Source organism: Streptomyces sp. NPDC038280, assembly GCF_055600045.1.
This window is the reverse complement of the sequence record NZ_JBVJYZ010000011.1, coordinates 18,247-43,321: the sequence shown is the minus strand read 5'-3', so window position 1 is coordinate 43,321 and position 25,075 is coordinate 18,247. Positions and strand designations below refer to the sequence as shown.

The 25,075-nt window shown below is 71.1% G+C and carries 21 protein-coding genes; 11 read left to right on the top strand and 10 right to left on the bottom strand.

What is annotated here, in order from left to right:
* Positions 1-54: 54 nt before the first annotated feature.
* Positions 55-567, bottom strand: coding sequence for a GtrA family protein (locus ACZ7J0_RS21990; RefSeq protein ID WP_470889825.1), 513 nt, complete (start codon positions 565-567; stop codon positions 55-57).
* A 166-nt stretch (positions 568-733) separates the two neighbouring features.
* Between ACZ7J0_RS21990 and ACZ7J0_RS21985 the strand changes: the two genes are divergently transcribed.
* From ACZ7J0_RS21985 to ACZ7J0_RS21970, 4 genes are all read left to right on the top strand, one after another.
* On the top strand, positions 734-1,873 hold the full coding sequence (locus ACZ7J0_RS21985) for a 5-(carboxyamino)imidazole ribonucleotide synthase (protein ID WP_470889823.1): 1,140 nt from the start codon (positions 734-736) through the stop codon (positions 1,871-1,873).
* Positions 1,870-2,391: a 5-(carboxyamino)imidazole ribonucleotide mutase gene (purE, locus tag ACZ7J0_RS21980; protein ID WP_470889821.1), complete on the top strand. Its 522-nt coding sequence runs from the start codon at positions 1,870-1,872 to the stop codon at positions 2,389-2,391. The genes ACZ7J0_RS21985 and purE overlap by 4 nt, the downstream gene beginning before the upstream one ends.
* Before the next feature lie 47 nt (positions 2,392-2,438).
* Complete coding sequence (locus ACZ7J0_RS21975; protein ID WP_470890093.1) at positions 2,439-3,662, top strand: dipeptidase; 1,224 nt, start codon at positions 2,439-2,441, stop codon at positions 3,660-3,662.
* Between the two features lie 245 nt (positions 3,663-3,907).
* Positions 3,908-5,029: a dipeptidase gene (locus ACZ7J0_RS21970; RefSeq protein WP_470889819.1), complete on the top strand. Its 1,122-nt coding sequence runs from the start codon at positions 3,908-3,910 to the stop codon at positions 5,027-5,029.
* A gap of 2 nt (positions 5,030-5,031) precedes the next feature.
* On the opposite strand, the gene ACZ7J0_RS21965 is transcribed toward ACZ7J0_RS21970, so the two are convergent.
* On the bottom strand, positions 5,032-5,394 hold the full coding sequence (locus ACZ7J0_RS21965; RefSeq protein WP_470889817.1) for a VOC family protein: 363 nt from the start codon (positions 5,392-5,394) through the stop codon (positions 5,032-5,034).
* Between the two features lie 92 nt (positions 5,395-5,486).
* On the opposite strand from ACZ7J0_RS21965, the gene ACZ7J0_RS21960 reads away from it, so the two are divergent.
* Positions 5,487-6,002: a CGNR zinc finger domain-containing protein gene (locus ACZ7J0_RS21960; RefSeq protein WP_470889815.1), complete on the top strand. Its 516-nt coding sequence runs from the start codon at positions 5,487-5,489 to the stop codon at positions 6,000-6,002.
* A 117-nt stretch (positions 6,003-6,119) separates the two neighbouring features.
* On the opposite strand, the gene ACZ7J0_RS21955 is transcribed toward ACZ7J0_RS21960, so the two are convergent.
* Positions 6,120-7,457, bottom strand: coding sequence for a UDP-glucose dehydrogenase family protein (locus ACZ7J0_RS21955; RefSeq protein ID WP_470889813.1), 1,338 nt, complete (start codon positions 7,455-7,457; stop codon positions 6,120-6,122).
* Between the two features lie 209 nt (positions 7,458-7,666).
* Here ACZ7J0_RS21955 and ACZ7J0_RS21950 point away from each other — a divergent pair, with 209 nt between their 5' ends.
* Positions 7,667-8,824 (top strand): acyl-CoA dehydrogenase family protein, encoded by a 1,158-nt coding sequence (locus ACZ7J0_RS21950; RefSeq protein ID WP_470889811.1) that lies wholly within the window; start codon positions 7,667-7,669, stop codon positions 8,822-8,824.
* 58 nt (positions 8,825-8,882) lie between these two features.
* On the opposite strand, the gene ACZ7J0_RS21945 is transcribed toward ACZ7J0_RS21950, so the two are convergent.
* Positions 8,883-10,148, bottom strand: coding sequence for an LCP family protein (locus tag ACZ7J0_RS21945; RefSeq protein WP_470889809.1), 1,266 nt, complete (start codon positions 10,146-10,148; stop codon positions 8,883-8,885).
* A gap of 129 nt (positions 10,149-10,277) precedes the next feature.
* On the opposite strand from ACZ7J0_RS21945, the gene ACZ7J0_RS21940 reads away from it, so the two are divergent.
* Positions 10,278-10,826, top strand: a complete 549-nt coding sequence (locus tag ACZ7J0_RS21940) for an acyl-CoA thioesterase (RefSeq protein WP_470889807.1) — start codon at positions 10,278-10,280, stop codon at positions 10,824-10,826.
* Positions 10,827-10,869: 43 nt separating this feature from the next.
* On the opposite strand, the gene ACZ7J0_RS21935 is transcribed toward ACZ7J0_RS21940, so the two are convergent.
* Complete coding sequence (locus ACZ7J0_RS21935; RefSeq protein WP_470889805.1) at positions 10,870-12,330, bottom strand: LCP family protein; 1,461 nt, start codon at positions 12,328-12,330, stop codon at positions 10,870-10,872.
* A gap of 125 nt (positions 12,331-12,455) precedes the next feature.
* Between ACZ7J0_RS21935 and ACZ7J0_RS21930 the strand changes: the two genes are divergently transcribed.
* Positions 12,456-13,472 (top strand): glycosyltransferase family 2 protein, encoded by a 1,017-nt coding sequence (locus ACZ7J0_RS21930; RefSeq protein WP_470889803.1) that lies wholly within the window; start codon positions 12,456-12,458, stop codon positions 13,470-13,472.
* Between the two features lie 82 nt (positions 13,473-13,554).
* Here ACZ7J0_RS21930 and ACZ7J0_RS21925 read toward each other — a convergent pair whose 3' ends face one another.
* From ACZ7J0_RS21925 to ACZ7J0_RS21910, 4 genes are all read right to left on the bottom strand, one after another.
* Positions 13,555-15,264, bottom strand: coding sequence for an LCP family protein (locus tag ACZ7J0_RS21925; RefSeq protein WP_470889801.1), 1,710 nt, complete (start codon positions 15,262-15,264; stop codon positions 13,555-13,557).
* Positions 15,265-15,314: 50 nt separating this feature from the next.
* The gene (locus tag ACZ7J0_RS21920) at positions 15,315-17,042 is read right to left on the bottom strand and encodes an LCP family protein (protein ID WP_470889799.1); all 1,728 of its coding nucleotides are present in this window, start codon (positions 17,040-17,042) and stop codon (positions 15,315-15,317) included.
* 245 nt (positions 17,043-17,287) lie between these two features.
* On the bottom strand, positions 17,288-18,898 hold the full coding sequence (locus ACZ7J0_RS21915; protein ID WP_470889798.1) for an LCP family protein: 1,611 nt from the start codon (positions 18,896-18,898) through the stop codon (positions 17,288-17,290).
* Positions 18,899-19,060: 162 nt separating this feature from the next.
* A complete protein-coding gene (locus ACZ7J0_RS21910) occupies positions 19,061-19,813 on the bottom strand; it encodes a TIGR03089 family protein (protein ID WP_470889796.1) in 753 nt (250 codons plus the stop codon).
* 137 nt (positions 19,814-19,950) lie between these two features.
* Here ACZ7J0_RS21910 and ACZ7J0_RS21905 point away from each other — a divergent pair, with 137 nt between their 5' ends.
* The 3 genes from ACZ7J0_RS21905 to ACZ7J0_RS21895 all read left to right on the top strand — a co-directional run bounded on the left by ACZ7J0_RS21905 (position 19,951) and on the right by ACZ7J0_RS21895 (position 23,668).
* Positions 19,951-21,279, top strand: coding sequence for a peptidoglycan recognition protein family protein (locus tag ACZ7J0_RS21905; protein ID WP_470889794.1), 1,329 nt, complete (start codon positions 19,951-19,953; stop codon positions 21,277-21,279).
* 103 nt (positions 21,280-21,382) lie between these two features.
* On the top strand, positions 21,383-22,465 hold the full coding sequence (gene manB, locus ACZ7J0_RS21900) for a mannose-1-phosphate guanylyltransferase (RefSeq protein ID WP_470889792.1): 1,083 nt from the start codon (positions 21,383-21,385) through the stop codon (positions 22,463-22,465).
* A gap of 207 nt (positions 22,466-22,672) precedes the next feature.
* Complete coding sequence (locus ACZ7J0_RS21895; RefSeq protein WP_470889790.1) at positions 22,673-23,668, top strand: DNA-3-methyladenine glycosylase family protein; 996 nt, start codon at positions 22,673-22,675, stop codon at positions 23,666-23,668.
* Positions 23,669-23,718: 50 nt separating this feature from the next.
* On the opposite strand, the gene ACZ7J0_RS21890 is transcribed toward ACZ7J0_RS21895, so the two are convergent.
* Complete coding sequence (locus ACZ7J0_RS21890) at positions 23,719-25,062, bottom strand: coenzyme F420-0:L-glutamate ligase (protein WP_470890091.1); 1,344 nt, start codon at positions 25,060-25,062, stop codon at positions 23,719-23,721.
* Positions 25,063-25,075 lie beyond the last annotated feature (13 nt).

Genomic DNA, 25,075 nt, shown 5'->3' with positions numbered 1-25,075 from the left:
CGTACGGTCCGCGACAAACTACGGGAGCATGCGAGGGCCTGGGGGTACCGGCCGTCAGGCGACGCGGTCGCGCTGCGGCTGCGGGGCGGAGCGCTGCTCCAGGAACGATTCAGCTGTCTGGACGGCCTCGCGGGCCGGCAGCGTACGGAACACCCATGTCCGGTACGACCAGAAGCGGAACAGCGTCGCGATCCCGATGCCGAGGAACTTGAAGATGTTGCTCTGCAGCGGGGTGTCCCAGCCGAAGCCGTACGTCGCGGCGTACAGCACTCCGCTCTGGATCACCAGACCGACGACGCTGAACACCAGGAAGAGCGTGAGCTCCTTGGTCCGGCCGCTCTTGTCGCGGTCCCGGTAGGTGAAGTAGCGGAACCCGAGATAGTTGAAACCGATCGCGACAACGGTCGCCACGATGCTCGCCCGCACGACGGGGAGGTCGGTGACATGGCGTACGAGGTTGAAGACTCCGAGGTCCACCAGAAGCCCGATACCACCGACCGCGCCGAACTTGGCGAACTCGCGTGTGAGCTGATCAAGCCGCACACGCAGTGCGCTTCGTTCACTCATGGTGATTGCTCAGCCCCGTCCATTCGATACGTCAACGTGGTCCCGTCAACCCGGCCATGCTAACCAGCACCCTTCCAGCATGCGCGAGGGCCGGAGAAAACGCGTGCCGGAGCTGTGACAAAGCACAGGCGACGAGGCTCCGCGACTCGGCGGATACCCTAAGAGGGTGACGTTCCCGGTAGTCGGCATGGTCGGCGGCGGTCAGCTCGCCCGTATGACCCACGAGGCGGGCATCCCCCTCGGCATCAAGTTCAAGCTCCTCAGTGACACCCCCCAGGACTCGGCGGCCCAGGTGGTGAGCGAGGTCGTCATTGGCGACTATCGCGACCTGGACACGCTGCGTGACTTCGCGCGCGGCTGCGATGTGATCACTTTCGATCACGAGCATGTACCGACCGAGCACCTGCGGGCCCTCGAGGCGGACGGCATTCCCGTCCGCCCGGGGCCCGACGCGCTGGTGCACGCCCAGGACAAGGGGGTGATGCGCGCCAAGCTCGACGAGATCGGCGCGCCCAGCCCCCGGCACCGCCTGGTGAAGGACCCCGCCGACGCGGCGGCCTTCGCCGGAGAGGTGGGGGGCTTCCCCATCATCCTCAAGACGGTGCGCGGCGGGTACGACGGCAAGGGGGTGTGGTTCGTACGTTCCGAGGCGGACGCGCGCGACCCGTTCCTCGCGGGGGTGCCCGTCCTCGCCGAGGAGAAGGTGGAGTACGCCCGTGAGCTGGCGGCGAACATCGTCCGCTCGCCGCACGGCCAGGCCGTGGCTTACCCGGTGGTCGAGTCCCGCCAGGTCGACGGTGTCTGCGACACCGTGATCGCCCCGGCGCCGGACCTCTCGCCGGAGCTGGCCGGCCAGGCCCAGGAGCTGGCCCTGCGGATCGCCAAGGAGCTCGGGGTCGTCGGTCATCTCGCCGTCGAACTCTTCGAGACCGTCGACGGGCGCATCCTCGTCAACGAGCTGGCGATGCGTCCCCACAACTCCGGACACTGGACCCAGGACGGGGCCATGACGTCCCAGTTCGCCAACCATGTGCGGGCCGTGCTCGACCTTCCGCTGGGCGACCCGCGCCCGAGGTCGCGCTGGACGGTCATGTGCAATGTGCTGGGCGGCGACTATCCCGACATGTACGCGGCCTATCTGCATTGCATGGCGCGGGATCCGCAGCTGAAGATCCATATGTACGGCAAGGACGTGAAGCCCGGTCGCAAGGTGGGGCACGTCAACACCTACGGCGACGACCTGGACGAGGTGCTGGAGCGCGCCCGCCACGCCGCCGACTATCTGCGAGGAACGATCACCGAATGAGCCCTGTCGTTGGCATTGTCATGGGATCCGACTCCGACTGGCCGGTGATGGAGGCCGCGGCGCAGGCGCTCGACGAGTTCGAGATCCCGTACGAGGTCGATGTCGTCTCCGCGCACCGGATGCCCCGCGAGATGATCGCGTACGGCGAGGAAGCGGCCGGCCGGGGCCTGAAGGCGATCATCGCCGGGGCGGGCGGCGCCGCGCACCTGCCGGGCATGCTGGCCTCGGTGACGCCGCTGCCGGTGATCGGCGTTCCCGTACCGCTGAAGTACCTCGACGGCATGGACTCGCTGCTGTCCATCGTGCAGATGCCGGCCGGGGTGCCGGTGGCCACGGTGTCGGTGGGCGGCGCCCGCAACGCCGGTCTGCTCGCGGCCCGCATCCTCGCGACGTCCGACGCGGACCTGCTCGCGCGGATGAGGGACTTCCAGCAGGAGCTGAACGACCAGGCGACGGAGAAGGGCAAGCGACTGCGGGCCAAGGTCGAGGGTTCGGCGGCGTTCGGCTTCGCGAAGTGAGCGGGGCGTCCGGCGGAACGGACGCGGGCTCCCGGGAGGCGGGCCCGGTGGAGACGGAGGCGAGCCCGCTCGCGCGTGCGCGGGAGCTGCTCGCCTCAGCGCCGGTGGTCGACGGCCACAACGACCTGCCGTGGGCGCTGCGCTTGGGGTCTCCACACCCGGAGGGTAGGGGAAACGTCCAGTACGACCTGAACCGCCGGGACATCGCGACGGACCAGACCGGTCTGCTGCACACCGACATCCCCCGGCTGCGGGCCGGCGGGGTCGGCGCGCAGTTCTGGTCGGTGTACGTGCGCAGCGACATGGCGGGCGACAACGCGGTCACAGCCACGCTCGAACAGATCGATGTCGTCGACCGCCTGCTGGCCCGTTACCCGGCCGACCTGGCGCCCGCGTTGACCGCGGACGACATGGAGAGGGCACGGGCCGAGGGCCGGATCGCCTCCCTGAAGGGCGCGGAGGGCGGGCACTCGATCAACAACTCGCTCGGTACGCTGCGGGCGTTGTACGCGCTGGGCGTCCGCTACATGACGCTCACGCACAACGACAACATCGCCTGGGCGGACTCGGCGACGGACGAACCGGCGGTCGGCGGCCTCTCGCCGTTCGGCCACGAGGTCGTGCGCGAGATGAACCGCCTCGGCATGCTGGTCGACCTCTCGCACGTCGCGGCGACGACGATGCGGGACGCGCTCGCCACGTCGGTCGCGCCGGTCGTCTTCTCCCACTCGTCGGCGCGGGCGGTCTGTGACCACCCGAGGAACATCCCCGACGACGTCCTCGCGCTGCTCCCCGCCAACGGGGGCGTGGCGATGGCCACGTTCGTCCCGAAGTTCATCCTCCCCGCGGCGGTGGACTGGACCCGGCGGGCCGACGAGAACATGCGGGCGCACGGCCTGCACCCCCTCGACACCACCGAGGCGGGCATGAAGGTCCAGCACGCCTTCGAGGCCGCGCACCCGCGCCCGATGGCGACGGCGTCGACGGTCGCCGACCATCTCGACCACATGCGCGAGGTGGCCGGCATCGACCACATCGGCATCGGCGGTGACTACGACGGCACGGCCTTCACCCCGGCGGGCCTGGAGGACGTCTCGGGCTACCCGAACCTCATCGCGGAACTCCTGTCCCGCCGGTGGTCCACGGCGGACGTGTCGAAACTGACCTGGCAGAACGCGGTCCGCGCGCTGAGGTCGGCGGAAGATGTCTCCCGCGCGCTGTCGGCGACCCGAGCCCCGTCGACCGCGACGCTGGAGGACCTGGACGGATAGGACGGCGCGGGGCGAAGGCCTGAGGGCCGGCGCCACCTTCCCCTCATGCCGGGCGCGGCGTGCTCTGCGTCGCCGTCACCTCGGCGCCGGGCGAGGGCCCGGCGCGTGTGGGTCTTTCGCGCCGTGGGCCTTGGTGCGCGTCCCGTCACGCTGCGTGCGTACCCCGAACGCACCACTCCACCGCGTCCCCCCGCCCCACCCGTGCCACGGTGGCTCTACTGCCTCGCTGAACCCGGAGGCCCACCATGGCAGATCTGGAACCCCACGGCGCCGACGCCATTGGTGAGCTCGACCCGACGTCCACGGCATCCGGCCCCTCCGTATCCGAGTCCGCCGACGACGAGCTCGCCCGTGCCAGGACCCTTCTCACCTCGCATCCCGTCGTGGACGGCCACAACGGCCTCGCCCACGCGCTCGTCGCAGGCGGGGCAGGGCATGACGTGGAGCTGGGCGAGAGCTCCCTCGACACCGACCTTCCCCGGCTCCGCGCCGGTGGCGTCGGCGCCCAGTTCTGGGCGCTGCACGCACCCGGCGAGGCCGCGACCATCACCGGAACGCTCCGGCAGATCGACGTGATCCGCTCCCTCGTCGCGGCCTGCCCCGGCGATCTCCGGCTCGCCCTCACCACCGGTGACATGGCCGACGCCCGCAACTGCGGCCGTATCGCCTCGCTCCTGGGCCCCGTGGCCGGCCCCGCGCTCGGAGACACGCTCGCGATGCTGCGCGTCTATCACGTCCTTGGCGTGCGCAGTGTCACGCTCGCCGGCGCCCGGTGGACGAAGGCGGACAAAGGCCTGACCAGGTTCGGCGTCGAGGTCGTACGGGAGATGAACCGTCTCGGCCTTCTCATCGACCTGTCCGGCGCCTCCGAGGCCACCATGCGCCGGGTCCTCGAAATCGCCCGCGCGCCTCTCTTCCTCTCCCGGTCGGCGGCCCGCGCGCTCACCGACCACCCCTCCAACGTCCCCGACGACATCCTGCGGCTGCTCGGCCCGAACGGCGGCGTCTGCATGGTCGGCTTCGCCCCGGACCAGGTGGCCCGGCACTCCACCCCCGCCGCCCTGCGGGACGTCGCCGACCACCTGGACCACGTACGGGAGGTCGCGGGAGCGGAGTGCGTCGGCCTGTCCGGCACGTTCGGCCTCGACGGGCACGCCTCGCGGACCGTCGGCCTGGAAGACGCCTCCTGCTATCCGCACCTCATCGCCGAACTGCTCCGCCGCGACTGGACGGACATCGAGATCGCCGACCTGACGTGGGGCAACGCGGAACGGGTCATCCGCGAGGTGGAGTTCGTCGCCCGCGCGCTACGGGAGCGCGGCCCCTCGACCCTCACCATCGAGGAGCTGGACGACGCCCGGCCCTGAGCTCAGCAGACGCAGAGACAGAACGGGTGGCCCGCCGGGTCCGCGTAGACCCGCCAGTTGCGCGAGCGGTCGTCCGCGTCGAGCGGGCGCGCACCGAGCGCCAGCGCCCGGGCCTCCGCCGCGTCGAGGTCCTCGACGGTCAGATCGAGGTGCGCCTGCTGCGACGCCTCGGGCGAGGGCCAGCGCGGCGGTACGTGACCGGGGGCCTCCTGGAACGCGAGCGGGGCGCCGCCGTGCCCGGTCAGGTCGACCCACCCGGTGTCGCCTTCTTTCGCCTCGCCGCCGAGGAGCCCGGCGTAGAAGGCGGCGAGGGCGTGCGGGTCGGGGCAGTCCAGGACGACGGTCCCCAGTGTGGCAATGGCCATGACGTACTCCTCCATAGACGTCGGTTACCCCTACATCCGCTCATCCGGTAACCGTTACTGCATGCTCCCGCATAAGAGGTAACGTCGCAACCATGAATGACCGTGCGCCCGCACCCGACGGCCTGTCCCTCGTCGAGTCCCTGGTGAACACGCTGAACATCGAGACCGGCGCGGACGCCCTCGACAGTGCCGACGGCCGCGCCCCCTTCGGCATCACCGAGGCCGGGCTGCCGGCCGCCCGTGAGCTGCGCGAATCACTGCGGGTCGTCTGCCTCGCGCACGCGGGCCACCCGCCGCACCGCACGACGACCCCGCTGGACGATCTCCTCGCCGAGGCGCCCCTCCTGGTCAGCGTCGCCCGTGCCGACGGCACGGCGACCCTGCGCCCGGCCGCTCCGGACACGCTGGTCTCCCGGGTCGCCGCGGCGATCGCGGCGGCGGCCGCGGCAGGGACCTGGACCCGCCTGAAGGCGTGCGAGGCGCCGGACTGCCACTGGGCGTACTACGACCGCAGCCCGGCCGGCCGCAGCCGCTGGTGCTCGATGGCGGTCTGCGGCGCACGCGCGAAGATGCGCACCTACCGGGCGCGCCGCACCCCGCCCGCCTGAACCACGCGTCGCCCCCGGGCGCCAGGCCCGGGGCGGTGAACCGCTAGGTCATGTCCGGAAAGTCTTGCCTGGCGCGCCCCGCCCTTCGGGCGGACGGCCATACCTTCCGGACACTCCCTATGCCCGCGGCCGCCCCATCGCGCGGTACGTCCATCCCGCCTCGCGCCACTTCGCCGCGTCCAGCGCGTTGCGGCCGTCCAGAAGCACGCGCGACGTGACCACCTCGCCCAGCGCCGCCGGGTCCAGGTCGCGGAACTCGCTCCACTCGGTCAGGTGCAGCACGACGTCCGCGGACCGTACAGCGTCCGTCGCGGTCGCCGCGTACCCGAGCGTCGGGAAGAGGCGCGCGGCGTTGGCCATGCCCTTCGGGTCGTAGACCGTCACCTGGCCGCCCTGGAGGTGGATCTGCCCGGCGACGTTGAGCGCAGGCGAGTCGCGTACGTCGTCCGAGTCGGGCTTGAAGGTCGCGCCGAGCACGGCGACCCGCTTGCCCAGGAACGAGCCGCCGCCGAGCGCCTCGCGGGCCATCTCGACCATCTGGCCGCGGCGGCGCATGTTGATGGAGTCGATCTCGCGGAGGAAGGTCAGCGCCTGGTCCGCGCCCAGCTCGCCGGCCCGCGCCATGAACGCCCGGATGTCCTTGGGCAGGCAGCCGCCGCCGAAGCCGATCCCGGCCCGCAGGAACTTCCTGCCGATCCGCTCGTCGTGCCCGATCGCCTCCGCGAGCTTCGCGACATCGCCGCCGGCCGCCTCGCAGACCTCGGCCATCGCGTTGATGAAGGAGATCTTGGTGGCCAGGAAGGAGTTCGCCGAGGTCTTCACCAGCTCGGCGGTCGGGAAGTCGGTCACCACGAACGGCGAGCCCTCGGCGACCGGGCCCGCGTACACCTCGCGCAGCACCTTCTCCGCGCGCTCGCTCTCGGTGCCGACGACGATCCGGTCCGGGTGCAGGGTGTCCTGCACGGCGAAGCCCTCGCGCAGGAACTCGGGGTTCCAGGCCAGCTCCACACCCTCGGCCGCCTGGTCGCTGAGCAGCTCCGCGAGCCGGTCCGCCGAGCCCACCGGCACGGTCGACTTGCCGACGACCAGCGCGCCGGGCTGGAGCACCGGCGCGAGCGAGCCGAAGGCGGCGTCGACGTACGACATGTCACACGCGTACTCACCGTGCTTCTGCGGAGTGTTCACACAGACGAAGTGCACATCGCCGAACGCGCCGACCTCCTCCCACGAGGTGGTGAAGCGCAACCGCCCGGACGAGCCCTCGATCCCCGCGACGTGCTTGGCCAGCAGCTCCTCGAGGCCGGGCTCGTACATGGGCACGCGGCCCGACGCCAGCATCTCGATCTTCTCGGGCACCACATCGAGGCCGAGGACCTCGAACCCCAGCTCCGCCATGGCCGCGGCATGCGTGGCGCCGAGGTAGCCGGTGCCGATCACGGTGATCTTGAGGGCCATGCGGTGCTCCAGTGGGTACGGGCCGGAAATGCCTGCCCGAGCATAGTCGGGCCGCGCGGCGGGCAGACCGGCTGCGGGGGAACGTCAGCCGGAGCGCGGCCCCGGCGCCTGTCGGCAAGCTCACGTAGGGCTCACATATCCCTGACGGAGCGAGACCACTAAAATTTGGGTTACTTAACGGTAGTTAGCGTCTTGGGGAGTGAGAGACCTTGGCCGGTTCGGCTGATTTCGACCTGTACCGCCCGTCCGAAGAGCACGACATGCTCCGGGACACGATCCGCTCGCTCGCCGAGGCCAAGATCCTGCCCTTCGCCGCCGCGGTGGACGAGGAGGCGCGCTTCCCGCAGGAGGCGCTGGACGCGCTGGTCGCCTCCGACCTGCACGCCGTGCACGTTCCTGAGAGCTACGGCGGCGCCGGTGCCGACGCCCTCGCCACGGTCATCGTGATCGAGGAGGTGGCCCGCGTCTGCGCGTCGTCCTCCCTCATCCCGGCCGTGAACAAGCTCGGCTCCCTCCCGGTGATCCTCTCCGGCTCCGAGGAGCTGAAGAAGAAGTACCTGGGCCCGCTCGCCAAGGGCGACGCGATGTTCTCGTACTGCCTCTCCGAGCCCGACGCGGGCTCCGACGCCGCCGGCATGAAGACCAGGGCCGTGCGCGACGGCGACTTCTGGGTCCTCAACGGCGTGAAGCGCTGGATCACCAACGCCGGCGTCTCCGAGTACTACACCGTCATGGCCGTCACGGACCCGGAGAAGCGCTCGAAGGGCATCAGCGCCTTCGTCGTCGAGAAGGGCGACGAGGGTGTCTCCTTCGGCGCCCCGGAGAAGAAGCTCGGCATCAAGGGCTCCCCGACCCGCGAGGTCTACCTCGACAACGTCCGCATCCCCGCCGACCGCATGATCGGCGAGGAGGGCACCGGCTTCGCCACCGCGATGAAGACCCTGGACCACACCCGCATCACCATCGCGGCCCAGGCGCTCGGCATCGCCCAGGGCGCCCTCGACTACGCCAAGGGCTACGTCAAGGAGCGCAAGCAGTTCGGCAAGCCGATCGCCGACTTCCAGGGCGTGCAGTTCATGCTCGCCGACATGGCCATGAAGGTCTCCGCCGCCCGCGCCCTGACCTACCAGGCCGCCGCGGCCTCGGAGCGCGGCGACGCCGACCTGACCTACCTGGGTGCGGCCGCCAAGTGCTTCGCCTCGGACATCGCCATGGAGGTCACCACGGACGCCGTCCAGCTGCTCGGCGGCTACGGCTACACCCGTGACTACCCCGTGGAGCGCATGATGCGCGACGCGAAGATCACCCAGATCTACGAGGGCACGAACCAGGTCCAGCGCATCGTCATGGCGCGCAACCTGCCGTAACCCGGGATCCGCGAAAGGGCCCCACCGCCGCCGGCGGTGGGGCCCTTTGCGCTGGGCGTCAGCGGTTCGAGGTGACCGTGACCTTCTCGTCGTTCTGGATCTGCCGCACGAGCTGCTTCACCTTCGGCATGTCCCACTTCAGTGAGCCCTGCGGGGCCGTCCCCGAGATCGGGATGTTCATCGACTTCCCGTCCCCGCCGCTGATGCCCTTCATCGCGAAGAACATCTGGCCCAGGTCGTACAGCGACATGTCCTTGTCCACGATCAGGGTGTCCAGGCCCGCGCCCAGCGTCGGGTAGAGCCGGAACGGGTTCAGGATCGTGCCCGGCGTCGCCGCCTGGTTGGCCAGGGCCGACAGGAACTTCTGCTGGTTCTTCGTGCGCGCCAGGTCGGACTCCGCGAAGGCGTACCGGGTCCGGACGAAGGCCAGCGCCTGCTCGCCGTTGAGGGTCTGCTGTCCGGCCTGGAAGTCGGCGCCGGAGTTCTTGTCCTTGAAGGCCTTCGGGATGTCCAGCTCGACGCCGCCGAGGGCGTCCACGATGTTCGCGAAGCCGGCGAAGCCGATCTCCGCGTAGTGGTCGATGCGCAGACCGGTGTTGAACTCGACCGTGCGCACCAACAGCTCGGGACCGTCCATGGCGTACGCGGCGTTCAGCTTGGAGCCGCCCTTGGCCTGGAACGTCTTCCCGGATTCGGAGCCGACGAAGGACGGGATGGTCACCCAGGAGTCGCGGGGCAGCGAGACCATCGTGTTCCCGCTGTCGCAGGCCGCGAGGATCATCATCGAGTCGGTGCGCTTGCCCTCGGCGGAGCCGGTGTGGAGCTTCTTCTTCTCCTCGGCGGACATGCCCTCACGGCTGTCCGAGCCGACGATCAGGTACGTCGTGCAGTCGCCCTCCGCGGGGCGCTCGATGACCTTGGCGAGATCGACTTCGCCGCGCATCTTGGAGCTCGCCCAGGCGTACGTACCGATGCTCCAGCCGAGCACGGCGACGAGCAGCACGATCGAGCCGACCTTGATCCGGCGGCCCCAGTCCGGGGCCGCCCCGGGGCGCGGGCCGCGCGGGCCGCGCGGCGGGGGGACCGTGCCCTGACCGCCGCCGTAGCCGCCGCCCTGCGGGGTGCCGTAGACCTGGCCCGTGTTGTAGCCGCTGTCGTACGCCGACGCGGGCCCCTGGCCGTAGCCGTCGTCGTACCCCTGCGGCTGCGGGGGGACCGGGGGGCGCTGCACATGGCGCATCACCCGAGCGCCCTCGGGCTCCGCGCCGCCGGGTCCCCGGCGGTTGCCGCGGTCGTCGCTCCATCGATCGGGCCAGTCATTCATGCGCCCCAGTGTGCAGTCCGCCCTCCGGCCCCCGACAGGGTGGGTGGGAGTTCGGACCAGGGCTGTTGCGAAGCTGATGCAATGCGACGCCCGCGTGACCGGCGCGGAGCCCGGCATAGGGTGGAGGGCATGACAGATCAGGCCCAGCGTCCGGAGGTCGACATTCCGGGCAAGCCCACCTCGGCGTCCCGGACGACCCTCAGCCACATCATGACCGCGAGCGAGACCAATCTCCTCGGTACCGTGCACGGTGGCGTGATCATGAAACTGGTGGACGACGTGGCGGGCGCCGTGGCCGGGCGGCACTCCGGCGGGCCCGCCGTCACCGCGTCCATGGACGAGATGGTGTTCCTGGAGCCGGTGCGGGTCGGGGACCTCGTCCATGTGCGGGCTCAGTGCAACTGGACCGGCCGCTCGTCCATGGAGATCGGCGTACGCGTCCTCGCCGAGCGCTGGAACGAGTCGACGCCGCCGCAGCAGGTCGGCTCCGCCTATCTCGTCTTCGCGGCCGTCGACGCGGACGGCAAGCCCCGGACCGTCCCGCCGGTGATCCCCGAGACCGAGCGCGACCAGCGCCGCTACCAGGAGGCCCAGATCCGCCGCACGCACCGGCTCGCCCGGCGCCGCGCGATCAAGGAGCTCCGGGACACGCGCGCCGCCGAGGGCCTCGACGACTGACCCCGCGCGGGCCCGACCGGAGCCCGTCCGGCCCCGCTCCGGACTACTTGCAGACCACCTGGTCGCCCGTGACCGCGTCGAACTCGCCCTGGCTGGCGTCGTCGGCGCGCACCGGCGTGACCCCCTTGTAGTCCGGCCCCGCGACCACCTTCAGCGTCGACCCCTGCTTCTTCACCGCCCGCAGTTCGCACCCCGGCAGGGCCGTGGCCAGCGACTTGGCCGAGCGGTCCCAGCGCGGGTCGTACGAGACGACGGTGCGCCGCGCCAGGGGCCCCGGGGCGTTCAGCGGGGAGCGGGTCGTGTTGAAGCCGGTGCCGCGCAGGGCGGTGTCGACCCTGCGGCCCAGCCCGTTCACCCGCGTCCCGTTGTAGACCTGCACGCGGATGCGCTGGGGGGCCACCTCCACCAGCGTCCGGTGGGAGGCCGAGCGGCGCGCCGCGAGCGGCTTGTCGTCGCGCAGGGCCTGGAAGAGCTTCTTCGACTTGACCGGGTTCCACTTCACCGTCGAGCCGATGCCCTTGACCGGGTAGGAGGCGTCCTGGATCGGGACGGAGGTGAACTCCGATGAGGCCGCCGTGAAGCCCCGCATGGCCTTGGCGAGGGACAGCATCTCCTCTGTGCCGAAGCCCTGGTCGGCCCGGACGGAGCTCAGCATCGTCGCGGCGACCCCCTGGAACTTCACCGGGTTCAGCAGCACACCGCTGCTGGTCGCCCGGTGGATCAGCGCGGCCAGGAAGCGCTGCTGGCGCTGCATCCGTCCCAGGTCGGCGGCCCCGTCGATATGGCGGGAGCGGACGTACTGGAGCGCCATGCCACCGTCGAGCTCATGGCTTCCGGCGGGCAGGTCGAGACCCGTGTACGCGTCCTTCATCGCCCCGGCCGTGCAGATCTCCACACCGCCGAGCGCGTCGACCGTCTTCATGAAGCTGGTGAAGTCGACCTCCAGGTAGTGGTCGATCTTGACGCGGGTCATCTGCTCGACGGTCCGTACGGTCAGCGAGGGACCACCCTCGGCGTACGCCGCGTTCAGCTTCACCGGATGTGCCTTGTGCGGCTTGCCCGTGACGCCGTCGGTGTGCTCGGGCATCTCCGCGTACGAGTCGCGCGGCAGGCTCACGATGCTGGCCCGCCGGCGGTTCTCTGAGATGTGCACCAGCATCACCGTGTCGGTGCAGTGACAGGGGGCCCCGCCGAGCCGGTACTTCCGCTTCTCCTCGGGGGTGATCTTGTCCCGCCCGTCGGTGCCTACGACCAGGATGTTCGTTCCGTGACCGGCCTGGGGGCGGTTCTTCATGTCCTTGAACGGGTCGATCCGGTTGATGCCGGTGTCGAGGCTCGACACCAGCGCGTGTCCGATGCCGCCCGCCCCGAGGACCAGGACCGACAGCGTCGTCGCCATCCGCATCCCCCACCGTGGCCGGCCGTCCCGTCTGGTGCGGCGCGCCGCCGGAGCGGGACGGGCGGCGGCCGGCCGGGGACGGTGCGAGCGGGGCGGTGTGGGCACCGGGGGACACCTCCGCGGTTGACAGCGGGAACCCTGAGAACCGTAGGCCCATACGATCAGCGTCAGAGTGCAGCGGCCCCTGCGGCGCGCACCGGTGTCCCCCATTCGCGGTAACGTGGCGACCGATGAACGCCATGCCCCCTGTCTCCGTGATCATGCCGGTCCTCAATGAGGAGCGGCATCTGCGCAACTCGGTCCGCCACATCCTCGAGCAGGAGTACGACGGCGAAATGGAGGTGGTGATCGCCCTCGGCCCGTCCACGGACCGCACGGACGAGATCGCCGCCGAGCTCGTACGGGAAGACCCGCGCGTGCACACCGTCCCCAATCCCACCGGGCGTACGCCCGCGGCGCTCAACGCCGCGATCAAGGCGTCGCGTCATCCGATCGTGGTACGGGTCGACGGCCATGGAATGCTCTCGCCCAACTACATCGCGACCGCGGTCCGCCTCCTCGGCGAGACGGGCGCGCAGAACGTCGGCGGCATCATGCACGCCGAGGGCGAGAACGCCTGGGAGGACGCGGTCGCCGCGGCGATGACGTCGAAGATCGGCGTCGGCAACGCGGCCTTCCACACGGGCGGCCAGGCAGGCCCCGCGGAGACCGTCTACCTGGGTGTCTTCCGCCGCGAGGCGCTGGAGCAACAGGGCGGTTACAACGAGGAGTTCATCCGCGCCCAGGACTGGGAGCTGAACTTCCGCATCCGTGAGGCGGGTGGCCTCATCTGGTTCTCGCCCGAGCTGCGCGTCCAGTACCGGCCCCGGCCGAGCGTGCGCGCCCTGGCGAAGCAGTACAAGGACTACGGCCGTTGGCGCCATGTCGTCGCCCGTTACCACCAGGGCTCGATCAACCTCCGCTATCTCGCTCCGCCGGCCGCCGTCTGCGCGATCGCCGCGGGCCTCGTGGTGGGCGTCGCGTTGCACCCGGTCGGCCTGGTGATCCCGGCCGGCTATCTCGCGGGGATCGCGGTCGGCTCGATTCCGGCGGGCAAGGGCCTGTCCCTGAAGGCGCGGCTGCAGATTCCGGTCGCCCTCGCCACCATGCACATGTCGTGGGGGTACGGCTTCCTGACCAGCCCGCGCGCGCTGGCGCGGAAGGTCATCGCGAGCCGCCGCCCGGCGGTGCGGACGACCACCGTCTGACCCGCACACGCGTATCCACGAAGAAGGCCGCCCGGTGCGTCACGCACCGGGCGGCCTCCTTCGTTCGCGGTGGGGGCGGGGGTCAGTCCTTCCCGTCCCAGCGGTAGGTCTTGTACACCGGCATGCAGCCCTCCTCGGCGGCGTTCATGGCGTCCGCGTTCTCGGGAATGTCGCCCGCGTCGACCTTCGGCTTGGCGAACGAGGTGCCCTCGCGCCAGTCGGCGCCGATGACCAGCGTCAGCCCCTCCGCCTTGGCGTCGGCCTTGACCGCCGTCGCCGGCAGACCGACGGCCGTCGCCACGGACAGCGCGTCCGCCTTGCCCTGTGCGCCGCCCGCCGCCGGATAGCGGACCACCGAGTCCTTGCGCGGCTCGGCGCCCTTCGAGGCGGTGGCCTTGGTGTAGCCGACGCCCCGGAGCGTCTGCGCGATCCCGGTGGCCCGCCCGCTCACGGACGGCTCACCGTCGCCGGCCGTGCCGTTGACCACCGTGATGCCCAGCGTGTTGGGCGCGGCGGCGGCCGGGCCGGTGGCCTGGACCGTGGGACTCGGCTTGGCGTCGGCCGGCTTCCCGTTGCTGTCGAAGGCGACGTCGCCGCGGAGCATGGACCAGAGCTTGTCCGCGTCCTTCTTCACCGGCACCAGACGGTTTGGGTCCTTGGGCCACTCGAGCGTCGGCATGGTCGTCATGGTGATGCGGTTGGTCGGGACGTCCTTGAGCTGCATGGCCACGTCGGAGAGGCCCTTGACCGAGCCGATCTCCTCGGAGACCTGGAGCGCCTTGGTGCCCGCCTCGGCGAGGTCCATCAGCCGGCCGGTGTCGGTGAAGACGCTCTGCGCCTTGAGCGTGCGGATCATCGAGTTCATGTACATGTGCTGGGCCTTGGCCCGGCCCTGGTCGTTGAAGAAGGCGTGCCGCGTGCGCAGCCACTTCAGCGCGTCCTCACCCTTGACGATGTTGTCGCCGGCCGGGAGCTTGAGGCCCGAACCACCCTTGACCAGGCGCGTCGGCCGGTCCCAGACGCCGTGCTCCACACACACCTTCACACCGCCGATGGCGTCCGCCATCGACACCACACCCGCGAAGTCGATCATCATCCAGTGATCGACGTACACGCCGGTGATGCTCTCCCAGGTGGTGAGGGTGCAGCCCGGACCGCCGCGTTGCAGCGTCTCGTTGATGGGGGAGTAGGAGGCGCGGAACGTCTCGCCCTTGTCGTCCTTGCACTCCGGGACGTTCACCATGGTGTCGCGCGGGATGCTGACGACGGAGGCGTTCTTTCGGTCGGCGGAGATGTGCAGCAGCATCTGCACGTCGGCGAGGGGCTTCTGGCCCACCGAGTCCCGGCCGCCGCCGAGCTTGACGTTCTCCGGCTTGTTCCGGCTGTCGGAACCGATCAGCAGGATGTTCAGCGCGCTTCCGGCGCCCCCCGAGGCCTTCTTCACCCCGCTCTCGCCACCGCTGCGCCCCCCACTGCGGATGTTGCTGTTCAGGTGCTGGATGTAGAGGTAACCGGCGCCCGCCGTACCGAGTATCAGTACCGCGAGCACGATGGCTATCCAGCGAAATATGCGCCGCTTGCCGCTCTTGGCACGCTTGCGCGGGCCGCCGCGGCGGTGACCCCTGCCACCGCCGCCACTGCCCTTCCCGCCGTCGCCGCCGCCCGATCCGGGCCGCGGCGACGGTATGTCCGAGTCCGCACCGTCGGCGTAAAGACTCTCGTCCCAGCCGAGTTCGCGGGCGCGCGAAACGCGACGACGCGTTCCCTCCCCACGCACGCTGCTCTGTCCCACCCCAGGTCCCCCTGTCGTTCAGGCGCGCCGAGCGATCCGGTGCATCCGGATCACTTGGCGCATACCTGCTTGTCTGCTTCTACCTTCTGCACACCCTCCGGCGCCTTCGCCGGACCGGTGATGGGCACCCCCGCGCCCTTGAAGTCCGCTCCGAGAGTCAGCGTCATCGCCTGAAGTCCCTCGGCGTCCTTGGTGCCCGGCTTGAGAGCCGTGGCCGGCAGTCCCATCATGTCCGCGAGCTTGCGGGCCTGATCGGCCTGGTTGGGTGCGTACACGAGCATGGTCTTCGCCGCCTTCTCGGGGGCGTTGCTCTTGTTCGTGGACTTGGGCACGCCCTGCTCGTTCTGCAGCCAGTTGATCGTCGACTGCGCCGCCCCCTGGATGCCGCTGCCGTTGTAGACGTCGACCCGCACGGCGGACGCCTCGGCCCGCGCGCCCGTGAGAAGGGCGGACTGGGCGTTCTTGGCGTCCTGTTCCTTCTTCTTCACCTCGGTGAGCGAGGTGTCGTTCTGCATCATCCCGAAGAGCTGCGGAGCCTTCACCGGGTCGGGCACGACCGTCACGGGCCTGGGCTCGTTCGGGTTGTCGATGACGGGCAGCGTCGCGAACGTGATGTTCTTGGCGTCGATCTTCCCGAGCTCCTGGGCCAGGGCGGTGAGCTTCTTGATGCTCCCTATCCCGGAGTCCACCGTCAGCGCCTTGGTCGCGGCGTCGGCGAGGCCGTACAGCTTCGTGGGGCTCGTCAGCGTCTCGTTGGACTTCATCTGCCGGATCATCGAACTCAGGAACTGCTGCTGGACCTTGATCCGGTCGAGGTCGCTCTTGTTGCCGAAGCTGGAGCGGGTACGGACGAAGGCCAGCGCCTGCTCGCCCTCGATCGTGGACTCACCGGCCGGCAGTTCGAGGTGCGACTTCTTGTCCTTGACGGGCTTGGCGAGGCAGACCTTGACGCCGCCGACGGCAGTGGTCAGCTCCTTGACGGCGTTGAAGTCGGCCATCATGAAGTGGTCGACGGTGAGCCCGGTGATCTCCTTGACCGTCCGCATGGTGCAGCCCGGGTCGCGGCCGGACTGGCCGAGGCTCTCGTTGAAGCGCGTCTGACGAGAACCCTGGATGACCTTGGTGCCGTCCGGCGTCTTCGTCTCGCAGTCGGGGATGTCCGTGATCAGGTCGCGCGGAATGGACAGCGCGGTCGCGTTCGTCCGGTCCTTGGAGACATGGAAGAGGATCGTGGTGTCCGCGTGGCCCGGGCTGTTCTTGTCGCCGTAGCCGCCGTTGCCGTCACCGGTGCGCCGGTCCGTGCCGATCACCAGGACGTTGACCGGCTGGTCCTTCTTGAAGCCACCACTGCCCGCGCCCGCGACGTCGACGGTCTTGATGTTCCCGTTGAAGTGCTCATAGAGGGCGTACGCGCCGACGGCGCCCGCCACGACCACGAAGGCCATGACTCCGCCGGTCCACATCAGCGCCTTCTTCTTGCGGGACTTCTCCGGCTTCCGCTTGCGCCGGCCCGCGCCGGGCGGCGTGCCGTCCGGACCGCCCGCCGGGCGACGCCTGCGCTGGCCGGGGACTTCGGCGGACCGGCTCCGGCCGCCGGGGACATCGGCGGTTCTGCCGCGGCCGGTGGCCCGGGAGGCGCCGGCTCCCCGGGGGCGGGACACGGACGACCGCTCAGCGGATTGGTCCAGTCGCAGTTCGTAACTGCCGGTCTGCGGGTTGAGTACCCACTGGTCGGCGGGGTCGATCTCGTCCGCCCGTCCACGGCTGTGCGCGTCCACGGTTGCTTGAGTCCTCCGTCGGTGCCACGCGAGGCGCCTCCCCCGTCAGGCGCTCGGTCTTACGATCCTCAGAGTGCGCGACCTGACGGTCTGAGCACCGGATCGCGTCACACTATCCGCCCAGTTCAGCGCGGGGCGACGTCCGTGACAAATTCCACGCTCCTTACAACCGGGCAATCCACCCAAACCTCATACATCGGGGCTCTCGCCTTGGCTATCGCTTTACCCGCGGGCCCCACACGGGCTCAAGAACACAGGCCGCTCGCCGCGTTCGTACCGGAATAGGTGGGAGCCGGGGAGCGGCTCGGGCCCGGGTCGTCCGGCCTCTCGTCGCCGCCGTCCGCGCTCCCGTCGTTCTCCCGCGTCCCCTCGTCCGTGCTCGGCGCGGCCGGGCCGGGGCTGCGGCCGGTACGCGTCGTCGTGCCGTCGGTGGAGACGACGAGCGGCGCGTCCTCGCGCAGCCGCTTGAAAAGGTTGGCGGCATCGGGCTGGACGAGCTGGTCGCGGTTGGTGTCGTACGCGTAAGGCTGCCGTGGAACGGTAAGGAACTGCACCTTTTCGGTCGGTACGTTCCGCATGGAGCGGGCGAGATCGTACAGATCCTTGAGGGAGTCGAGGCCCGCGTCCGTCGTGATCGCCTTGGTCGCCGCGTCCAGCACCGGGTACAGCCGCGTCGGGTTGAGCAGCACACCATTGCTCTGCACCTTGTTGACCAGCGCCCCGAGGAACTGCTGCTGGCGCTCCATCCGCTCGGTGTCACTGCCGTCGCCCAGGGACTTGCGCGCCCGCACGAACCCCAGCGCCTGCTCGCCGCGCAGAACGTGCCGTCCGGCGGACAGCTTCAGATGGGCGTCGTCGTCGTCGATCCGCTCCTTGAGGCAGACCTCCACGCCGTCGACCGCGTCGACCATCTTCTTGAAGCCGCGGAAGTCGATGACCATGTGGTGATCGATACGGATGCCGGTCATCCGCTCCAGGGTGCGGATCGTGCACGCGGCCCCGCCGAACTCGAAGGCCCAGTTGAACTGGACGAACTGCGCACGGCTGCGCGAGCCGTCAGAGGTCCGGCAGCTGGGAACGTCCGCCATCAGGTCGCGGGGGACGGACATCGCGGTCGCGCTGCGCCGGTCGGCGGCGAGATGCAGCAGGATCGTGGTGTCGGAGTGCTGGGTGCCGCGGTCGCGGCCGTACTTGGCGTTCCCTCTGCCGCTGCGGGTGTCGGAGCCGATGAGCAGGATGTTCTGCGCGCCCCTCACGGCCGGGACGGGCCGCTCCTTCTCGTACCGCTCGAGCTCGGCGGCTGCGCTGGTGTCAGTGGTGATGTTGTTGTCGAGCTTGCGGTAGAGCCACCAGCCGGTGCCGGCTCCCGCGAGAAGGACGACGGAGGCGCCGAGGGCGGTCCAACGCAGCCAGCGGCGCCAGCGGTTGGGGGACTCCTCATCCGATGTGCCGGATTCATCGGATGAGTCCGATGTGTCCTCGTCGGAATCCGGATGGGGGTCGGGGACCGGGTTGGCGTCCTCGACCTCGTCGACCTCGGGGTCCACGTCGTTCTCGGCGTCCTCGTCGCCGCCCGCGTCCGCGGCAGCGGAGTCGTCGGGGCCGCCGGCGCCTTCGGCCGAGTCCTCCGCGTCTTCGTCCGCGTCATCCGCATGATCCGACTCATGCGAATCGCCGGGCTCGTCCGGATCATCCAGCACTTTGGACTCGCTCGGCTCGTCCTCTTCCCCGGCCCCGTCCGTCGCCTCGTGACTCTCCGGCGGTTCCGGTGCCCTCGCTCCGCGCGACGTGCCGGCCGATGGCTCGTCTTCCGCCGATGAGTCCGGTTCGGCGGGCGTGCCAGCACTGTCCGTCACGTTCTGAGTCCGTCCTTCAAGGCGTCGCCGGATACGTACCGCCGATCATGTACCGGAGGTGACGCCGGGGCCCCGGGACTCGGCAGTCGATTGCGCCGGACGGGTGGACTTCATGCCGCTTGCCACCCCGTGCTTGTCACACGGGGTGGTCACGTGCCGTGATCACCCCGCGGTGTGGGTGACCCGCTCGCTCTCGATCCGCTTCTCCAGGCCCTCGGGGGACAGCTGGTCGAGGTTCCGGCACAGCACCACGGACGCGCCGGCCGCCAGCGGCGCGTACAGCCCGGCGGAGAGCCCCTCCCAGGTGTCGTACGACAGCCCCGACAGCAACCGCGAGCCGGGTTCGAGGCCCAGGGTCCGCGCGTCGGAGCGGGCCCGGTCGACGAGCTCGGCGCCCGTCAGTTCCGTACCGCCGACCGAGAGCGCGGGGGAGTCCGCGTCCACCGGCGCGTACGGCGCGAAGCGGTCACCCTGGCTGGGGACCTCGACGGCGTAGTCGGCATATCCGGCGGGCGGGGCGGGGAAGCGTCCGCCCAGCGGGCGCAGCGCCAGCGCGACCCGCTCGCCGGAACAGGCCAGCCCCGCGTCGAGCCCGTCCGGCCCGGCGACCACGAGATCGGCGCCGGCCGGATCACCGCCGACCTCCGCCGCCACCCCCACGGACGCGCAGGCGAGCAGCCAGACGGCGGTCTGCCAGTGCGCGGGCAGCATCAGCGCGAGCCGGTCGCCGGGCTCGGCCGAGAGGTCGCCCTGGAGCAGATTGGCGGTCTTGGCCACCCAATTGGCGAAGGTGGCGACGGACAATTCCACGCGCTCACCGGTGGCGTCGTCGTAGAAGGTGACCAAGGGGCGGGCCGGGTCCGCGGTGAGCGCGGATCGCAGCAGGTCGGCGGGGGTACGGTCGCTGGCGTTCACCCGCGCAACAGTACGCCGGGGCCCGGCGGATGTGCCGCCGTACCGGTGACGCCGTCCTCCGGTCGGACCGACACTCCGTCAGTTCCGCGCCGCCGTCCCGGGAGGCGGAACAAGTGGGCCCGGCCGACTATCGCTTCATGCGTGCCTCTCTAGCTTCAGCCATCGGCGTCGCGTGCACCGCCGCCCTCGTTCTCCCGCTCTCACTGCCCGCCACGGCGGCCACGCCCGCTGTCGCGGAGGCGGACGCGGTACCGGGTTCGACGCAGTCGCTCCCGCTCGCCCCCCTCGGCTCGAACCGCGCGGCCGGGGCCGCCCAGCAGGGTCTGCCCCAGCGGAACGTCAGACCGTTCTCACTGGTCGGCGTCGTCTGGGACGACGCGAAGACCGAGCTCCGCGGCACGGTCCAGGTCCGTACGCGCGCCACCAGGGGCGGCGTCTGGTCCGACTGGCAGGCCGTGGAGACCCACAACGACGAGCACTCCGCCGACCCGGGCACCCCCGAGGGCGAGTCGGCCACGGTCCGCGGCTCCACCGCCCCGCTGTGGGTCGGCGACTCCGACGGAGTCGAGGTGCGCGTCCAGGCGGGCGGGTCCGACCGCGCCGGCGGCGGAGTGCTCCCGAGCGGACTGCGGCTCGAACTGGTCGACCCGGGACCGACTCCCGAGGGCGACGGCCCCGGCCTCACGGCGGGAGCCGCCTCGGACGACGCGGACCGCGCGCCCGTGAGCACCCAGATGACGGCGGCGGACGCCGCCGCGTCGGCGGTCAACGCGGACCTCGCCCCCCTCGGCGCCACCCACATCCCCGCCCTCTCGAAGGCGGAGACGGAGGCCGGGCTCGTGGGCTTCGTCAAGCCGTACATCGGACCGCGCCCACGGATCGTCACCCGCAAGGGCTGGGGCGCGGACGAGCGCCTGCGCGAGCGGAACTTCGTCTACACGAAGTCCGTGAAGGCCGTCTTCGTGCACCACACCGTCACCGGCAACGGATACGCGTGCAAGCAGGCACCCTCCGTCCTGCGCGGTATCTACCGCTACCACGTCAAGAGCAGCGGATGGCGTGACCTCGGCTACAACTTCGCCGTCGACAAGTGCGGAAACATCTACGAGGGACGCGCGGGCGGGGTGTCCAAGGCGGTACTGGGCGCGCATACGCGCGGCTTCAACAGCAACAGCATGGGCATCGCCGTCCTCGGCACCTACAGCAGCAAGTCACCGCCCGCGGCGGTGGTCAACTCCCTTGCCAAGCTGACCGCCTGGAAGCTGGGGCTGTACGGAGTCAACCCCCGCGGCACCACGTATCTGACGTCGGGTGGGGGCAACTTGTACAAGAAGGGCAAGAAGGTCAGGCTCAAGGTCATTTCCGGCCACCGGGACGGATTCGCGACGGAGTGCCCCGGCAGTCGGCTCTACGGCAAGCTCGGCACGGCCAGAGCCACATCCGCGCGGTACCAGGGGCGCAGCTGACGGAGTGGGCTCGGGAAGCGCCGGGGCGTCTCATACACTGGCCGGTCACATCGGTCATACGACCGACCATCGACCGGCCCCAGCAGGAAGCAGAGACGACAAGGTGACTGAAGCGATCCTCCTGGTCGGTGGCAAGGGCACGCGGCTGCGGCCGCTGACGGTGAACACGCCGAAGCCGATGGTCCACGCGGCGGGCGTTCCGTTCCTCACGCATCAGCTGGCGCGGGCGAGAGCGGCGGGCATCGAGCACATCGTGCTCGCCACCTCCTATCTGGCCGAGGTCTTCGAACCTCACTTCGGCGACGGCTCCGCGCTGGGGCTGCACCTGGAGTACGTCACCGAGCGGGAGCCGCTCGGCACCGGCGGCGCGATCCGCAATGTCGCCTCCCGGCTCCACTCGGGCCCCGAGGACCCCGTACTGATCTTCAACGGGGACATCCTGACCGGCCTGGACATCCGGGCGCTGGTGGCCACTCACCAGGAGTCCGGTGCGGATGTCTCCCTCCACCTGACCCGCGTCGAGGACCCGAGGGCCTTCGGCCTGGTTCCCACGGACGCGACGGGCCGGGTGACGGCGTTCCTGGAGAAGCCCCAGACGCCGGAGGAGATCGTCACCGACCAGATCAACGCGGGGGCGTACGTCTTCCGTCGTTCCGTGATCGACACGATCCCCGAGGGCCGCCCGGTCTCGGTCGAGCGGGAGACCTTCCCCGACTTGCTGGCCTCCGGAGCGCATCTGCAGGGCATGGTCGACTCCACGTACTGGCTGGACCTCGGCACCCCGCAGGCGTTCGTCCGGGGCTCCGCCGATCTGGTCCAGGGCCTGGCCCCGTCCCCGGCGGTCCCGGGGCGCTGCGGTGACCGGCTCGTCCTGCCGACGGCCTCCGTCGCCCCGGACGCCAAGCTCACCGGCGGCACGGTCGTCGGCGAGGGCGCGACCGTCGAAGCGGGCGCGCGTATCAGCGGCAGCACGGTCCTGGCGGGCGCGGTCGTGGAGGCGGGCGCGGTGATCACGGACTCCCTGATCGGCGCGGGCGCCCGGGTCGGCGCCCGCACGGTCGTGACGGGGGCGGTCATCGGCGACGGCGCGCAGGTGGGCGCGGACAACGAGCTCCGTGAGGGCGTCCGGGTGTGGTGCGACGCGACGCTCGCGCCGGGTTCGCTGCGGTTCTCCTCGGACCAGTAGGACGGCTTCCCGGCACGGCCGAGGGGGCGGACCGGCCCGGGGGCGAGGAATTCGCGGCCCGGGGGCAAAGGCATCGGGTCCTGGTGCGGGCAGGGCTCCGGGGCCGGTGGCCTCGGGTCCGGCGCGCGCAGAGGCTTCGGGTCGGGCGCGGGCAAGGGCCGCGGGTCCGGCCCCGTCGCCCGGGCGGCGAAGGCATACCCTCATTACGTGTCCGGCCGCTACGCTCCCCGTCCCTCCCGCACCACGGTGCGCGGTGGCCACGTCGTCGTACCCGCTCCCCGGGCGGCCGCACCGGCCCCCGCGCAGGTCCGCCGCTGGACGCCCCCGGCCCCCCTGGACCTCGGCCTCACGCTCGGACCCCTGCGGCGGGGCCCCGGTGACCCCACCTTCCGTACGACCCCCGACGGGTCCGTCTGGCGGTCCGCCCGTACGCCCGCGGGGCCCGGCACACTCCGGGTCGCCCAGCGCGGCGGCGACGTCGAGGCGGAGGCCTGGGGTCCGGGAGCCGACTGGCTGCTCACCCAACTCCCCGAGCTGCTAGGGGCGTTGGACGATCCGGACGCCTTCGAGCCCCGCCATCGGCTGCTCGCCGAGACCCACCGCCGCCGCCCCGGGCTGCGGCTCGTCCGCACCGGCCTGGTCCTGGAGTCGCTGATCCCGTCCATCCTGGAGCAGAAGGTCACCACGGACGAGGCGTACCGCGCCTGGCGGCTGCTGGTACGGAAGTACGGAGAGCCGGCCCCCGGGCCGGCCGAGCGGATGCACGTCATGCCGGACGCCCGCACCTGGTCGATGATCCCCTCCTGGGAGTGGCACCGCGCCGGCGTCGACAACAAGCGCGCCTCGACGGTACTGCGCGCCGTCAAGGTCGCCCGCCGGATGGAGGAGGCGGCCGGCATGGAACCCGAACAGGCCCAGGCGCGCCTGGAGTTGATTCCTGGCATCGGCCCGTGGACCTCCGCCGAGACGGTCCAGCGCAGCAACGGCGCCCCGGACGCGGTGTCGGTCGGCGACTACCACCTCCCGAGCATCGTGGGGTACGCGCTCGGCGGCGACCGCACCGCCGACGACGCGGCGATGCTGAAGCTCCTCGAGCCGTACGAGGGCCAGCGCCACCGCGCGGCCCGGCTGATCCTCCTCAGCGGCCGCACCCCACCCCGCCGGGCGCCCAGAATGACCCCGGGCAACATCGCGGCCCTGTAGCCGCAGGGGTACGGTCGCGGCCTCCGCCCCGGTGGCGGGAACGCCCGCCGCTACCGCACCTCGACGAAGTCCTCCGCCGCCCGCGCCGGCCGGTCCTTCGGCGGCGCCGCCGCGTGCCCGACCGCCACCGCGCCCATCGGATCCCAGTCGTCCGGCAGGCCGAGCACCTCGCGGACGACCTCGCGGCAGAACATCGTCGAGGACACCCACGCCGAGCCCAGGCGCTCGCCGGCCAGCGCCACCAGGAAGTTCTGCACGCCCGCCCCGGCCGCGACCACGAACATCTCGCGCTCGGCGGCGTCCCGGCGCGGGTCGCCGTAGTGGTGCGAGCCGTCCGTCACCAGGCAGGGCACCACGAGGTACGGCGCGTCGCGCAGCACATCACCCCGCTTCACGCGCTTCGCGACGGACTCCTCCGACTTGCCGTCGCGACGCAGGTCGGCGATCCAGGCGTCCCGCATCGCGTCGAGCAGCCGGGTGCGCGACCCGGCCGATTCGAGCAGGACGAAACGCCACGGGGTCGTGTGGTGCGGCGCGGGCGCCGTGACGGCCGCGGCGACGGCCCGCCGGACGGCGCCCCCGTCGACCGGCTCGTCGGTGAACGCGCGGACCGTACGCCGCTGGGTCACCGCTTCCCGTACCGCCTCCGAGGTCCCGAGCCGGAACATGTCGTCGGCGGCCACCCGCACCAGCGCCCGTGCGCCGTCCTCACCGCCCGCTCCGGCGCCCACCAGATGTGGGAGCCCCCGGACCACCGCGACCGGCAGACCCTGGGACTTGCCCTTCACCAGGTCGCCCGCGGCGGCCAGTTCGTCGGCGGTGGCGACGACGGTCGCGCTCAGCGGATTGCCGTACGTGTCGGTGCCGCCGCGCAGATCGTCCAGGACGCGCACGCCCGCCGCGCCGATCGCGACGTCGGTGAGCCCGGTGCGCCAGGGCCGTCCGAAGGTGTCCGTGACGACGACGCCCACGTCCACGCCGAGCGTGTCCCGCAGCCCCTCGCGTAGCGCGCGGGCCGAGGCGTCCGGGTCCTCGGGCAGCAACAGCACTGTCCCGGAAGGGGTGTTGGAGGCGTCGACACCGGCCGCGGCCATCACCAGGCCCTGTCGGTTCTCGACGATCCGCAGCGTGCCGCGCCGCGCGACGACCCGCACGGTCTCGGCGTCTATCGCCGCCTCCCGGTCGTCGGCGGCGACGATCCGGCCCTCCGCCTTGCTGACGATCTTGGAGGTGACGAGCAGGACGTCACCGTCGACGAGCCCGGGCTCGGTGGCCGCGATCAGCTTGGCGAGGCTGTCTCCGGCACGCACCTCGGGCAGCCCGCTCAGCGCCCAGACCCGGTACGACGCCGAGACGCCCGCCCTCGCGCCGGAACCACCGTCCGGCAGCCCGATCGCGTTGCCGGTC

Excerpts from the sequence above, each read along its gene's own strand:
- ACZ7J0_RS21960 (WP_470889815.1), top strand. The coding sequence starts at position 5,487 with ATGAATGACCGTGCGCCCGCACCCGACGGCCTGTCCCTCGTCGAGTCC.
- ACZ7J0_RS21940 (WP_470889807.1), top strand. The coding sequence starts at position 10,278 with ATGACAGATCAGGCCCAGCGTCCGGAGGTCGACATTCCGGGCAAGCCC.
- ACZ7J0_RS21990 (WP_470889825.1), bottom strand. The coding sequence starts at position 567 with ATGAGTGAACGAAGCGCACTGCGTGTGCGGCTTGATCAGCTCACACGC.
- ACZ7J0_RS21970 (WP_470889819.1), top strand. The coding sequence starts at position 3,908 with ATGGCAGATCTGGAACCCCACGGCGCCGACGCCATTGGTGAGCTCGAC.
- ACZ7J0_RS21930 (WP_470889803.1), top strand. The coding sequence starts at position 12,456 with ATGAACGCCATGCCCCCTGTCTCCGTGATCATGCCGGTCCTCAATGAG.
- ACZ7J0_RS21945 (WP_470889809.1), bottom strand. The coding sequence starts at position 10,148 with ATGAATGACTGGCCCGATCGATGGAGCGACGACCGCGGCAACCGCCGG.
- ACZ7J0_RS21965 (WP_470889817.1), bottom strand. The coding sequence starts at position 5,394 with ATGGCCATTGCCACACTGGGGACCGTCGTCCTGGACTGCCCCGACCCG.
- ACZ7J0_RS21905 (WP_470889794.1), top strand. The coding sequence starts at position 19,951 with ATGCGTGCCTCTCTAGCTTCAGCCATCGGCGTCGCGTGCACCGCCGCC.
- ACZ7J0_RS21955 (WP_470889813.1), bottom strand. The coding sequence starts at position 7,457 with ATGGCCCTCAAGATCACCGTGATCGGCACCGGCTACCTCGGCGCCACG.
- purE (WP_470889821.1), top strand. The coding sequence starts at position 1,870 with ATGAGCCCTGTCGTTGGCATTGTCATGGGATCCGACTCCGACTGGCCG.